This is a genomic window from Novosphingobium sediminis, from assembly GCF_007991615.1.
Taxonomy (GTDB): domain Bacteria; phylum Pseudomonadota; class Alphaproteobacteria; order Sphingomonadales; family Sphingomonadaceae; genus Novosphingobium; species Novosphingobium sediminis.
The window spans coordinates 21,302-33,582 of sequence record NZ_BJYR01000028.1 but is presented as its reverse complement, the minus strand read 5'-3'; the positions used below and the strand labels follow the sequence as shown (position 1 = coordinate 33,582).

The following is a 12,281-nucleotide window of genomic DNA, read 5'->3' as shown; positions in this document are numbered from 1 at the left end:
CGGCTTTCCTACAGAGCTTTGTTCTATATATGTTCCAAACTTCTTACCTGCCCAGCCCTCTTTCCTCGCGGGACTGAAACATGGCACGCAAACAATCCGATTATCTCGCCGCGCTGCTGTCCGACGACGAGCCGACAGAGACCAGAACTGCCCCGGCAGAGCCAATCGCTGCCGCCCCTGCTGCTGCGGCAGAGCGCGTGCGCGGCGGCACACTGCTGGGCCGCGAAAACGCGCTGGCCCGCGTGGCGAGCGGCGAAGTGCGGCAAGTGACGCAGCTGCTGCTCGATCCGGCGCGGGTGCGGCCATGGGCTGGCAATGCGCGGTCTTACGGGCATCTCAGCCAGGAAAGCTGCGCTGAACTGATCGATTCGATCATTGCCGAAGGCGGCCAGAAAGTGCCTGCCGTGGTGCGCCGGATTCAGGGCGATCCTGCGCACGATTACGAAGTGATCGCGGGCACCCGGCGGCACTGGGCGATCAGCTGGCTGCGTGCGCATTCCTACCCGGACATGCAGTTCGTGGCGCAAGTGGCGCAGATCGACGACGAGGCCGCCTTCCGCCTCGCCGATATCGAAAACCGCGCGCGCAAGGACGTGTCGGATCTCGAACGCGCGCGCAACTATGCGCAGGCCCTGCACGACCACTACGGCGGGCACATGACCCGGATGGCCGAGCGGCTCAAGCTGTCAAAGGGCTGGCTGTCCAAGATGCTCAAGGTGGCGGCGCTGCCCGACGCGGTGATCGAGGCCTTTGGCAGCCCGGCTGACGTGGCTCTAAAGCCCGCCTACCCGCTGGCGCAAGCAATGGACGACCGGACGCAGGCCCCAGCGATCCTGAAGGAAGCGCGCGCCATCGCACGCCATCAGCAGGTGCGGCGCGCCGGCGGCGAAGCCCCCTTCCCCGCTGCCGAGGTGCTGCGCCGCTTGCTGGCTGCGCCAACCGGCAAGGCGGGGCGAACTGGCGGTGCGGCAGCGGCGCGGACCTATACCGGGGCGCTGAACCGCCCGGCGGTGACCGTGCGCACCGTTAACCGGCAGGGCGTGACGTTGCAGCTGCATGCCGGATCCGGCCTTGATGCCAAGGGACTGGTGCAGCTGGTGGCTGATGCGCTGAAGGACCTTGAGGAGCAGGGGCAGGGGGTGCTGCGCTGATGCCCGGATGTTTCCCCGGGGAAACATGCATCGCGCTGCCGGTAGACGCGCGATGAGCCGCGCCTCAGGCCGTGCATCAAGCCGTGCATCAAGCCGTTCTGGCAAAGCTTCGGCAAGCGAACAGTTCGATCTGTTCCTGCCCTATATCGCAGATCTCCCGATGCGCGATCAGCGCGAGATGATGGAGCGCCCGTTCTTCAGCCTGGCCAAATCGCGCCGGGTGAAGCCGATTGATTACACCAGCCCAGATGGCAAACTGTGGGTCCACGTCTCGGCCAATCCGGACTATGGCATGGCCACGATCTGGGATGCCGATATCCTGATCTATTGCGCCAGCGTGCTGGCCGATATGGTGCGGCGGGGGGTCAACGATGTGCCGCGCAAGCTGCACCTGATGCCCTATGACCTCCTGCGCGCAATCGGTCGGCCTCCCACGGGCCGCGCTTATGAACTGCTGGCGCAATCGCTCGACCGGCTCGTGGCGACCACGATCAAGACCAACATCCGCGCAGAAAACAGGCGCGAGGCGACGTTCAGCTGGCTCGATGGATGGACCCAACTGGTCGATGAAAAGACCGAGCGGTCGCGCGGCATGACCATCGAGCTTTCGAACTGGTTCTGGGAAGGCGTGATGATGCAGGGCGGGGTGCTGGCCATCGACCGCGCCTATTTCGACATCACCGGCGGGCGGGAACGCTGGCTCTACAAGGTGGCGCGCAAGCACGCGGGCGGGGCAGGGGAGGGCGGCTTTGCCATCTCGATGCCCGTGCTGTTCGAGAAATCGGGCGCGGAAGGTGACTACCGCCGCTTCAAGTTCGAGATCATCAAGCTTGCCGAAAAGGACGCGCTGCCGGGCTATGGCCTGAAGATCGAGGCTGCCAAGGGCGGCGGCGAACCCTTGCTGCGGATGCGCCGCATCGACGGCAAGGACGGGGCAGGGAAGAGCTTGCCCGAAACGCCCCTGCCCGAAACACCCGCGCCGCAACCGGAAACGGCGGAGAGCCCTGCCTTGCCAAATGTTTCCCCGGGGAAACAATCTGCGCCTCATGCCCCGCCAAATGACGCGCCCGCCGCTTCGCCCCTGCCGGAACCGACGTTCGATGCACGTGCCCTCATCCGCTCGACCGTGGCGGGGCTCAGCCACGCGGGCACCCGTGGCTACATGACGGACGAGACCATCGACCACTTGCGCGAAACCTGCCCCGGTTGGGACCTTCACGCGCTCCACGCCGAGTTCGAACGCTGGGTCGCGGCGGATCCCGCGCGCAACCCGGCCAATTGGCAGCGCGCCTTCACCGGATGGGTCAAGCGACATCACGAGAAACATCGCCACACCCTGCGCGGATAATGCTCCTGCGCGTTCCGGAAGTATCGTGCGTGCCCGGCGGCGCCAGTCTGAAAACCTGACAGCGTCTGTCTTTTGAACCTCAATCGTCGGCGGCGTGTTGGATTTGATTCAATTCGGTGCTCGGATTCAAGACGATCGATACAACGGGAACGCGAGGCACCCCTCCATCGATACATCAGGAACCCCGCAACGATACTCCGGGAACGATCCCTCGATATATCCGGAACGCAGCGTCGACACATCCGGAACGGCGCTCACTCGTGAATCGCCAAAAAATCGCGAGTCGCAAGGGCTGGGCTGACCTCTAACCTTATGTAACTCAGTCTAAACCATTCTAACCCTCATCGAAGCCTTCGGCTTGGGTGGGATAATGGGAAGAGGGCTTCGTCGGGATGCGCCACGGCTGCCCATCCCCAAGGCGCATCACGGGGGGCAGCGCGATTCCCGGCGCATCCCATTCCACGCCGTGTACCGGGACAAGGAAGCGCGGCGCAGTCTTGTCTGCAAAGCGCGCAAGGTCTGCCGGCCCGGCGTGGCCACTGGTATGAATCAATTCACGCCGCGCCCCTGCTGCACCCGCCTTGACCCATGGGCTGCGCGGATCATCCTCGTTGAGATAGCCAGACCAGCTCGAATGGACAAAGGCGTCGTCCGCTCCGATGCGGAGCACATCACCGCGTTCAAAATCGCGCAGCAGACTGGCGCGTGTCATCACGATGGCATCGTGCTGCGCAGTTTGCGCGCGTGAGGTAGCCCTCCCGGTGGCCAGCACACGGGCCAGATGGTCCTCACGTCCCATTGCCTTGTAGCGGCGCGCAAGGCCGGGGGTGACCATCACCAGCAGGCTGGAGAATAGGTGCCGGTCGGGACGAGGCAATCCACTGCCGTCCGGGGCCTGCAAGAGCACGTCGGCGGTGTAAAGATCGACCACGAGCCGCCGCCCGCTGCGCCGCGCTGCGCGATAGAGCGTGACCGTGCGATCAAGGTTCTGGGCCGACCATTCGACGAAGATCCGGCCGGATACGGCGCGGGCAAGCTCGACAAAACGCTCTTCGAGCGCGCTCTCGCGAACCACCGGCTTGCTGCTTTTGAGGTTGGTGCCTTCCATCAGCAGCACGTCGATCTCTTTCGGCCCATGCGCCAGGAAGGCCTCGACCAGTGCTGCCTTGCGGCCATGCGCGCGGAAGTCGCCGGTGTAGAGCACGCGAATGCCATCGCGTTCGATCAGCAGCATATAGGCGTCAGCGGCCGAATGGTCGGTGAGGAACGGGGTTACCCTGAAACCCCCGATGTCGAGGACCGGCGCGCGGTTGTTCCAGGTATGGATTTCAGCCGGAAACGCATCGCCAAACAAGGCTGCCGTCAGCCGCATGAGCCGCTCGGAAAAGGCGCCGGACCAGATCGGCCAGTTGGCTGGAAGTTCGCCGACAAGGCCCCAATGATCCATGTGCGGATGGCTGATGATGACGTGTGCGGCGCGCGACAGATCCAGCGTGGCCGGCAGCAACCCGGCAGCCCCGCGCGGCGCATCGAGCGGACGCCCCGCATCGAGGATCAGCCGCTCGCCGTTCTCCGCCGCGATCTCGATGCAGCTGCCGCCGATCTGCTGCGTGCCGCGGTGGACCGTGATGGTGAGGGTCAAGCGCGGACCACGTGCGGCGTCAGGCGGGGAAGGGTGGCACAATCGGCTGACGGGATTTCCGCAACGACCGCACCATGCCGGGACCGTATCCTCTCAATATATTGCGCATTTACAGTTGCTTGACGGTCACAACCAGCGTCCTTGGCCTGATTCAGCGCGTCGTAATTGCCAATCACGATCCCGGGCGCAAGGATGACATGCGGCGCGGGATTGTCGGCGAGCATTTGCCAGGCCGCGCGTGCTTCATCGCCGGGCCGTCCGAATGCATCAGCCAACTTGAGCAGGATGGTCGCCGCATCGCGGTAACCCTTCGCCACTTCGGCGCGGCGGTCGCATTGTTCGTGTTCCATCCACCGCACGTATTTGCGCAACTGGTGGATCACATGGATGCCCCGGACGTACTCGAATTCCTTCGTCTCCTCATATGTCGCTTCAGCGCGCAGTTCAGGATTGTTGCTGCACTTGGCCTCCCAGAATGCAATGTCTCCATCCTGCGCCACGACGAGGTCCATGCGCGGTGCAGACAATTCACCGGGGTTGGCGGGAAGACCCATCTCGAGATCGATCGTACCGGGATTGGCGGCCACAAGATCGTCGACAAACGCCTTTTCGGCGCCCGAATAAGTCGCGGCGGTGGCGATCCACCGGTCGATATCGGTCTCTGACACCGAGTCTGAAGCGAACCGGCAATAGCGATCAAACCGGCGCTTGGGCTGCGAACGGTCTGGGACTTTCTTCAGCCCTTCGACATAGGCGGGATGCACTTCCAGCTTCGCGCCTTGCTTCCCGCCGGTCAACTTCGCGACCGATTGGCCGCGCACATAGAGGTTGAGGTATCCCGCGCGAATGCCGATGCGCAGCCCGCCGCAGGCGGGGCGTCCCGGCAGATCCCAGCGGGAAAACAGGTGGCGGATGGCGGGGTGGTCGGTCCACGCGCCGAGGACTAGCTTGCGTTCGAATGCTTTCATGATTCTCGCCCTATCCGCTTGCTACGACAATTCCGGCGCATCACGGCGCGGTCACTGTGTCCAGTCAGACAGGTGCAGCGCTGCACGTCCATCCTTTTGCGCGTTGGCGCAGCGATACGACCGCTCTTGTCGTGGCTGTTTGTAGGATTTCCGGCATCGTCGCGGTATTCCCGCCGCCGATGCTGCTCAATGCCAAGGCCATGTCATGACGAAACCACGCCGTTACGGCCTCTCCAAATCGCGCCTGACCATGTTCGAGCAGTGCCCCAAGCGCCTGTGGCTGGCTGTCCATCGGCCCGAAGAAGGTGAGCTGGGGGAGGGGGCGGAAGCCGGATTCGCCATGGGTCATGCGGTGGGGGCTGCCGCCTGCGCCTTGCATCCGGGCGGCGTGATGATCGAAGCCGAGCCCAATCTGGCAGCGGCGCTTGCAGAAACCCGCCGCCTGATCGACGAAGGCCATCCTGGCCCGCTGTTCGAGGCGACCTTCGAGCATGACGGCGTGCTGGTGCGCGTCGATGTGATGAGCCGCGATGATGATGCGCGCTGGCATGTGGCTGAGGTCAAGAGTTCGACCAGGGCAAAGGACTATCATCTGGGCGACCTCGCCACCCAGGTCTGGGTGATCGAGAAGACAGGCATCGCGCTGGCCAGTGCCGCGATCCGCCATGTCGACACGAGCTTCGTGCTGCAACGCGAAGGCGATTATGCCGGGTTGTTTGCCGATGCAGACCTGCTGGCTCATGCGCGCAAGGTGGCGCGCGGGCGGCCGGCGCTGGTCGCTGCGGCCAAGGCTGTGCTTGAGGGCGAGGAGCCGGTGGTGGCAATGGGCGATCATTGCTCCGCCCCGTTCGACTGCGAGTTTGCCGGGTATTGCGCGCGGGATCTGCCGCCGGGGCCGGAGTGGCCGGTGACCGTCCTGCCGAACGGCGGCGGCAAGAAGTGGGCGGCGAAGGGCGTGGCGGATCTGCTAGATCTGGCCGAACAGGACCTCTCCGCCAAGAATGCCCGCATACTGGCGGCCACCCGCAGCGGTGAACCGTATCATGACCGCGGAGGTGCGCGGGCGGCAATCGCGCAGTGGCCTTTCCCGCGCGCCTGGCTCGATTTCGAGACAATAGCCCCTGCGCTGCCGCTGTGGGTGGGCACGCGGCCCTACCAGCAGGTCCCGTTCCAGTTCTCTCTCCATCTGGAAGCGGCGGACGGCACCATCACCCACCACGCATTCCTGTTGACCGATGGCACCGACCCGCGCCGCCCATGTGCCGAAGCGCTCGCCAGGGTGATCCCTGCAGAAGCCGCGGTGATCGCCTACAACGCTCCGTTTGAACGCAGCGTGCTGCGCAATCTGGCGCGCGATGTGCCGGAGCTGGCGGAAGCCATGCTTTCGATCGAGGCGCGCACGGTGGACCTGCTGCCGGTGACGCGTGACACCTGGTATCACCGGGACCAGCGTGGCAGCTGGTCGATCAAGGCCGTTCTGCCGACGATTGCGGCAGATCTCGGTTACGACGGGCTGGAGGTTAAGGATGGCGGCAATGCGCAGGCGGCTTTCCTGGAAGCCATCGACCCCGCAACCTCTCCGCAGCGGCGCTGGGCGCTGGACGAAGCGCTGCTTGCCTATTGCGAGCGCGACACCTGGGCCATGGTGGCAGTCGCGCGCAAGCTGATGGGGGAGGGGTGACATATAGCGATGTTAGGTGAGTTTACAGAAAAGAGATAAACTGCCATAAACTTGCTATGGATAGACGCCGAAATCCCTTTGCGCCCGGCGCTGGCACGCCGCCGCCCGAACTCGCCGGTCGCGCTCCGCTGATCGAGGATGCCGCAGTGGCGCTTGACCGGATCCGGGCCGGGCGCGCCGCGCGCAGCCTGATCTTCTACGGTCTGCGCGGCGTGGGCAAGACGGTGCTGCTCACCACAATCCGCAACCATGCCGAAGGGGAAGGGCTGGTGGTGGTGGCGATGGAGGCGCCGGAAAACCGGTCGCTACCCGCCATGCTGGTGCCCGCCTTGCGCGCGGCGCTGCTCAAGATGGACCGGATGAAGCAGGCGGGCCAGAAGATCCGCCGCGCGCTGTCGGCGCTGGCGGGTTTCGTGAAGCCGCGCGTTTCCTACGAAGGGTTCGAGGTTGCGCTCGATTTCGACGTGGAGCCGGGGTTGGCCGACAGTGGGGATCTGGAATCCGACTTGGCCGACCTGATCCGAGCGGCAGGAGAGGCTGCGCAGGAGCATGGCACCGCCTTCGTGCTCGCCATCGACGAGCTGCAATATGTGCCTGAGGACGAGCTGGCCGCGCTGATCAGCGCGCTGCACCGGGCAAACCAGCTGCAATTGCCGATCACGCTGGTTGGGGCAGGGCTGCCCCAGCTGCTGGGGCAGATGGGGCGGGCCAAGTCCTATGCCGAGCGGTTGTTTGCGTTCGTGCCGTTGGGACCGCTTGACCGGGCAGCGGCGGACGATGCCATCCGCGTGCCATTGCAGCACGAGGATGCGGACATCACCGAAGGCGCGCTGGCGGCGATTTTCGCGGCTACGCAAGGCTATCCCTATTTCCTGCAGGAATGGGGCAAGCATAGCTGGGATCTGGCCGACGCATCGCCCATCAACGAGGCCGACGTGGCCGACGCCAGCGTGGCGGCGCTGGCGGAACTGGATGCGAGCTTCTTCCGCGTTCGGTTTGACCGCCTCAGTCCGGCGGAAAAGCGATACATGCGCGCGATGGCAGAGCTGGGGGAGGGGCCGCACCGCTCAGGCGACATTGCGGAGGCGATGGGCGTGAAGGTGAACACCGTGGCGCCAACGCGCAACAGCCTGATCCGCAAGGGCATGCTCTACAGTCCGGCCCACGGCGACACCGCCTTCACCGTGCCGCTATTCGGCGCCTTCATGCGCCGGGCGATGGCTGCGGCGTAGGGCTGAGGCAGCAGGCTGATACGTGAGGGGTTGCAGCCGGGGGCGGGGCTGATAGCCTGCTCGGCATGACCGCTGGCCCGACCGATCCGCTGCATCCTCTGGCGCTGAAGGACAAGCAGCGGCGGCTGCGCGAGGGGTTTCCGACGCCGTTGTCGCTGCGGGTGCATCGTGCGCTGTCCTGGCTGATCCGCGCCGATGTGGAGACCGATGATCAGGATGTGCGCTTCCTGCTCTCGTGGATCGGGTTCAACGCGGCCTATGCAGCGGACGTTTCGCTGGCGCTGGGAGCGGAAAGCCAGCGCGAGCGCGACCTGTTCATGCGGTTTTTCACGACGCTGGTGGGGTTCGATAACCGGCATCGCATCTATGGCCTGGTATGGCAGCGGTTTGCGCAGGAAATCCGCGTGCTGCTGGACAATCGCCACGTTTTCGCGCCGTTCTGGCTGCACCACAATGGCAGCGCAGGCTTTGCCGACTGGCGCGAGCGGATGGACCGCGAGCGGGTGGCCATCAACAGCGCGCTGGCACGGCATGACACCGCCACCTTGCTGTCGATCGTGTTCGGGCGGCTCTATGTGCTGCGCAACCAGATCGTGCATGGTGGCGCCACGTGGAACAGCAGCGTCAACCGCGCGCAAGTGCGCGACGGCGCGGCCATCCTGGGCTGCCTGCTGCCATTGTTCATCGACCTGATGATGGACAATCCGGACCACGAATGGCCGATGCCGCAATATCCCGTGGTCGAAGACTGATGGCCGGAGAGGATTGGACGGCTCCCGAGATTGAACTGATCGTGGCAGATTACTTCGCCATGCTGGACGACGACATAGCCGAACGACCATACAACAAGGCGGAGCACAACCGGGCGTTGCAGGCGCGGACCGGGCGCAGCAAGGGCTCCATCGAGTTCAAGCACCAGAACATCAGCGCAGTCCTGCTCGGCTTTGGGCAGCCGTGGATTCCCGGATACAAGCCGGCGATGAATTTTCAGGCGGCGCTGGTGGATGGCGTGCGCCGCTGGCTCGATGCCCACCCGCAATGGCTGGCGCCGCGCGATTGGTGGACCGCTTCAGTGGTGGCTGAAGTGGGCGGGACAGGAGGCGACCACGCCCTGCGCCGTGACATGCCGACGCTTTGGATTGGTCCGCCGCCGACGCATCGCAATGAACCGCCGCCGGTCGATCCACAGGTTCTGGCTGCGTTCGGGCGGAAGTGGGACGTGGCCGCGCGCGATGCTCGCAATCGTGCGCTGGGCAAGGCGGGCGAGGCGCTGGTGCTGCACCATGAACGCGCTGGGCTGATTGCTGCCGGGTGCGGCGCGCTGGCGGACAAGGTGCGCTGGACATCCGAGCAGGATGGCGACGGTTACGGCTATGACATCCTGAGCTTCGAGGCCGATGGCCGCGAGCGGCTGATCGAGGTGAAGACAACCAACGGGTGGGAGCGCACGCCGTTTCACATCACCGCCAACGAGGTGGCCGTGGCCGACGCGAGGCGGGATTCGTGGCATCTCGTGCGCTTGTGGAACTTTGCTCGCGCGCCGCGGGCCTTTGCGCTGCGTCCGCCTTTGGCCGACCATGCCGAGCTGACGCCGACCAGCTTTCTCGCCGCGCTGCGCTAGGCGCAGAAGTGCAGTTGGTGGCGGGGCGAGGTTAGTCGAGTAGGACGGCGCTGGCGTCAATGATCGCAGCGAAGCCTTCGCTGACGCTGGCGCGGTCGACCAGATCGACTTTCCACGGCAGCGGGGAATCGTCGAAGGCTTCGGCCAGTTCTGCCAGCAGCGAAAGGGGGAGGGGGGCAGGGCCTGCGAGCACGAGGTCGAGGTCGGACCAGTGTTTTGCAGTGCCCTTTGCCCGGCTGCCGAACACCGACACGCGCACCCCGGATGGGAGGTGGCGCGCGAGAATGGCGCGGACCTGCGCCAGTTCATCAGAGGTGAGGGCGAGCGTGGCGGTCATCTGCGCGCTTGCAGGCGGGCAAGCAGGGCTTCTGCTTCGGCAAGGAAGGCGGGGATGGCGGCGACGACCTGCACGGCCTTGGCCTCGTCATAGGTGTGCGAGGTGATGTTGCGCATCTCGCGGAAGGTGCGCCAATCGGCCCATTCACCCGCGACAATGCCTTGTTCCACACCCGTGCGGATCAGCGCCGGGAATGTCAGGCGGTCGATCTCTTCCGGATTGGCGGCCGCCTCTTCCAGCGCGCGGCGCAGCATCTTGTGCGCAAGGTCGTAGGTGAATTCGAACCGCTGGATCAGCCCGTCGCGGATCTGCGTGTCGGCGGTATCGGCCTGATAGCGCACCAGCCCTTCGCCAAGGCGGGCGATCGCATTGCTGAGCGGCGAGAAATCAAGGCCGGGAAACGGGGAAGGCATGGGGTGGCATGTGCCATCATTGCCGGGGGAAGGGCAAGAGGCGGGGCGCGCGCAACAAGTCTCTGCCACGACCGGAAATGACGCAACTGGCGAGCAAGGCCCAGCGAGGCACCGGCGACTCGGTGCAAGCTCATGAGATAAAACAGGGAAATCACCATGCACCGCGCCCCTTCTTGCGTCGCCGCCATCAGCGCCGCGCTGATCGCCGCCTCCGGTCCCGCCAATGCCGCGCCGCCCGAAGTGCAGGCGGTGCAAGTGGGCGCGGAAACCGTCCGCTATCTGCAAGGGGTCCCGACGCTTGATCTGCACAAGGCCAGGGGTGCAGTGCAGATCAGCCCGCTGCCGCTCGACCATGGCAGCATGGCGTTCAGCGTGGCGGTGTGGAACGAAGGCGATGCGGCCGTCACCATCGACGTGACGAACTTTGCCGCCACCAGCGCGGGCAAGGATGTTGGCGTGTTCACGGTTAAGGAGCTGATCGGCAAGGCGAAAAACCGTGCGATGTGGGGGCAGATCGGGCTGGCAATGGCAGGTGGCCTTGCTGCGGCTGCTGCGGCAAGCCAGCGCGATACCTACCGCGGCACGCTCCACACCCCTTACGGCAGCTATTACAGCAGTTACTCCGCACCAAGCGCCTTCGGCCAGGTCCAGGCCATGGCGATCACTGCGGGGACCGGCGTGGGTATCGCGGCCATCCAGTCGCGGCTTGATGAAACCCGCGCGGCGCTGGGCAACGATGTGGTGCAACTGAGCACTGTCGATCCGATGCAAAGCTACGGCGGCAAGATCGTGCTGCATAAGATCAAGGATGCCAAACTGCCGCAGCGCGTGGACCTGACGGTCACGTGGAACGGCGAGACCTATCCCTTCGCATTCCGGCTCGCGAAAGAGGGCACGCCTGCACCCGCGTTTGTGGTGGAGGCGGCAGAGGTGGTGCAGGGTGAAGCGGCGCACGCGACGAAGGCTCAGGCTGAGGCTGCAGTGGGGGCACCTGCTGCAGCACTGTTGGCGGAACCCGCTCCTGCAAATACAGCGACGCCGGCGCCAGTGCCGACACCAGTGCCCGCGCCAACATCAACGCCGGAAGCTGTCCCGGTAGCTTCGGTTTCTGCCAGCCCCGCCCCCTAGCCAGGCGCCTTACGGATTGCGGCTTGCCGTGCCGAACCGCCCTGCCACCCCGGATAGCGCCTTGGACAGCGAGCCGCTGACCGCTGTGGCTGTGCTGGCCAGCGTGTTGCCAACCGTGCTTGCTGCGCCTGCAATCGTGGTCCCTGCGGTCATCGCCGCTTCGGTCGCAGTGTCCGCCGCTTTGCCCAGTGTGAGGCGGCCTGTTTCGGCGAATACGCGCTCGATAGCTTCGACAGCCAATTCCTCGCGCTCGTCGAGAATGCCGTCTGCCCGCCGCGCGAGCGCATCCAGCACACGCGAGACATACGCGCGATCAATGCCCCAATTGTGAACGAAATGGTCTGCAATGCAGGCGCGCTCACGCGGGTCGATATGGCCGAAGGCGATGCGCTGGATATCGCAGTGATAGATCTGGCGGCGCTTGTGCGGCGGAATGTGCCCGCGTTGGTGCAGCAGGTCGACGCGCTCTGGCGCACCGTCCCGGGCGCCGAGCAGGCTGAACTGGCGCAGGGGCTGGCCGATGATCTCATCAGTCTGGGCGCAGCGGCGCTCCCGTTTGTTGAGCGAAGCCGGGAACGCTTGCGCGACCAGCTTGCCGCCATCCGCATTCGCTTTGTCCGTCACCGCCCGGTGGCCTCGCAGATCGACTTTCGATCGCAGGGCGAATTCGTCGAACGCTTCATCCAGTGCTGCGAGCAGGACGAGAGGACTAGTAGCGGTCATTCTCATTCGACGTGTTTCGACGTATATTTTGTCGAAA

12 protein-coding genes are annotated in these 12,281 nt (G+C 65.0%); 7 read left to right on the top strand and 5 right to left on the bottom strand.

Features of this window, described 5'->3' with window-relative positions; translation table 11 throughout:
- Positions 1–80: 80 nt before the first annotated feature.
- Both NSE01_RS18660 and NSE01_RS18655 read left to right on the top strand, forming a co-directional pair.
- The gene (locus NSE01_RS18660; protein ID WP_147161179.1) at positions 81–1,151 is read left to right on the top strand and encodes a ParB/RepB/Spo0J family partition protein; all 1,071 of its coding nucleotides are present in this window, start codon (positions 81–83) and stop codon (positions 1,149–1,151) included.
- Between the two features lie 52 nt (positions 1,152–1,203).
- On the top strand, positions 1,204–2,499 hold the full coding sequence (locus NSE01_RS18655) for a replication initiator protein A (protein ID WP_147161178.1): 1,296 nt from the start codon (positions 1,204–1,206) through the stop codon (positions 2,497–2,499).
- 334 nt (positions 2,500–2,833) lie between these two features.
- Here the strand turns inward: NSE01_RS18655 and NSE01_RS18650 are convergent, their stop codons facing one another.
- Together NSE01_RS18650 and NSE01_RS18645 are read right to left on the bottom strand one after the other, a co-directional pair.
- Entirely contained in the window at positions 2,834–4,141 is a 1,308-nt protein-coding gene (locus tag NSE01_RS18650) for an MBL fold metallo-hydrolase (RefSeq protein ID WP_147161177.1), read from the bottom strand.
- Positions 4,138–5,109 (bottom strand): hypothetical protein, encoded by a 972-nt coding sequence (locus tag NSE01_RS18645; RefSeq protein WP_147161176.1) that lies wholly within the window; start codon positions 5,107–5,109, stop codon positions 4,138–4,140. Before NSE01_RS18645 ends, NSE01_RS18650 begins: the two co-directional genes overlap by 4 nt.
- 205 nt (positions 5,110–5,314) lie before the next feature.
- On the opposite strand from NSE01_RS18645, the gene NSE01_RS18640 reads away from it, so the two are divergent.
- The 4 genes from NSE01_RS18640 (at position 5,315) to NSE01_RS18625 (ending at position 9,643) form a co-directional block, all read left to right on the top strand.
- On the top strand, positions 5,315–6,790 hold the full coding sequence (locus NSE01_RS18640) for a DUF2779 domain-containing protein (RefSeq protein WP_246135291.1): 1,476 nt from the start codon (positions 5,315–5,317) through the stop codon (positions 6,788–6,790).
- 56 nt (positions 6,791–6,846) lie between these two features.
- Positions 6,847–8,022: a DUF8462 domain-containing protein gene (locus NSE01_RS18635; RefSeq protein ID WP_147161175.1), complete on the top strand. Its 1,176-nt coding sequence runs from the start codon at positions 6,847–6,849 to the stop codon at positions 8,020–8,022.
- A 65-nt stretch (positions 8,023–8,087) separates the two neighbouring features.
- The gene (locus tag NSE01_RS18630; RefSeq protein WP_170233908.1) at positions 8,088–8,774 is read left to right on the top strand and encodes a HEPN domain-containing protein; all 687 of its coding nucleotides are present in this window, start codon (positions 8,088–8,090) and stop codon (positions 8,772–8,774) included.
- On the top strand, positions 8,774–9,643 hold the full coding sequence (locus NSE01_RS18625; RefSeq protein ID WP_147161174.1) for a protein NO VEIN domain-containing protein: 870 nt from the start codon (positions 8,774–8,776) through the stop codon (positions 9,641–9,643). The genes NSE01_RS18630 and NSE01_RS18625 overlap by 1 nt, the downstream gene beginning before the upstream one ends.
- Before the next feature lie 31 nt (positions 9,644–9,674).
- Here the strand turns inward: NSE01_RS18625 and NSE01_RS18620 are convergent, their stop codons facing one another.
- Both NSE01_RS18620 and NSE01_RS18615 read right to left on the bottom strand, forming a co-directional pair.
- Positions 9,675–9,980, bottom strand: a complete 306-nt coding sequence (locus tag NSE01_RS18620; RefSeq protein WP_147161173.1) for a nucleotidyltransferase family protein — start codon at positions 9,978–9,980, stop codon at positions 9,675–9,677.
- Positions 9,977–10,393 (bottom strand): nucleotidyltransferase substrate binding protein, encoded by a 417-nt coding sequence (locus NSE01_RS18615; protein WP_147161172.1) that lies wholly within the window; start codon positions 10,391–10,393, stop codon positions 9,977–9,979. Before NSE01_RS18615 ends, NSE01_RS18620 begins: the two co-directional genes overlap by 4 nt.
- Before the next feature lie 156 nt (positions 10,394–10,549).
- On the opposite strand from NSE01_RS18615, the gene NSE01_RS18610 reads away from it, so the two are divergent.
- On the top strand, positions 10,550–11,521 hold the full coding sequence (locus NSE01_RS18610; protein WP_147161171.1) for a hypothetical protein: 972 nt from the start codon (positions 10,550–10,552) through the stop codon (positions 11,519–11,521).
- A 9-nt stretch (positions 11,522–11,530) separates the two neighbouring features.
- Here the strand turns inward: NSE01_RS18610 and NSE01_RS18605 are convergent, their stop codons facing one another.
- The gene (locus NSE01_RS18605) at positions 11,531–12,244 is read right to left on the bottom strand and encodes a hypothetical protein (protein ID WP_147161170.1); all 714 of its coding nucleotides are present in this window, start codon (positions 12,242–12,244) and stop codon (positions 11,531–11,533) included.
- Positions 12,245–12,281: the final 37 nt, after the last annotated feature.

Excerpts from the sequence above, each read along its gene's own strand:
- NSE01_RS18605 (WP_147161170.1), bottom strand. The coding sequence starts at position 12,244 with ATGACCGCTACTAGTCCTCTCGTCCTGCTCGCAGCACTGGATGAAGCG.
- NSE01_RS18630 (WP_170233908.1), top strand. The coding sequence starts at position 8,088 with ATGACCGCTGGCCCGACCGATCCGCTGCATCCTCTGGCGCTGAAGGAC.
- NSE01_RS18610 (WP_147161171.1), top strand. The coding sequence starts at position 10,550 with ATGCACCGCGCCCCTTCTTGCGTCGCCGCCATCAGCGCCGCGCTGATC.
- NSE01_RS18655 (WP_147161178.1), top strand. The coding sequence starts at position 1,204 with ATGAGCCGCGCCTCAGGCCGTGCATCAAGCCGTGCATCAAGCCGTTCT.
- NSE01_RS18660 (WP_147161179.1), top strand. The coding sequence starts at position 81 with ATGGCACGCAAACAATCCGATTATCTCGCCGCGCTGCTGTCCGACGAC.
- NSE01_RS18645 (WP_147161176.1), bottom strand. The coding sequence starts at position 5,109 with ATGAAAGCATTCGAACGCAAGCTAGTCCTCGGCGCGTGGACCGACCAC.
- NSE01_RS18625 (WP_147161174.1), top strand. The coding sequence starts at position 8,774 with ATGGCCGGAGAGGATTGGACGGCTCCCGAGATTGAACTGATCGTGGCA.
- NSE01_RS18640 (WP_246135291.1), top strand. The coding sequence starts at position 5,315 with ATGACGAAACCACGCCGTTACGGCCTCTCCAAATCGCGCCTGACCATG.
- NSE01_RS18635 (WP_147161175.1), top strand. The coding sequence starts at position 6,847 with ATGGATAGACGCCGAAATCCCTTTGCGCCCGGCGCTGGCACGCCGCCG.
- NSE01_RS18615 (WP_147161172.1), bottom strand. The coding sequence starts at position 10,393 with ATGCCTTCCCCGTTTCCCGGCCTTGATTTCTCGCCGCTCAGCAATGCG.
- NSE01_RS18620 (WP_147161173.1), bottom strand. The coding sequence starts at position 9,980 with ATGACCGCCACGCTCGCCCTCACCTCTGATGAACTGGCGCAGGTCCGC.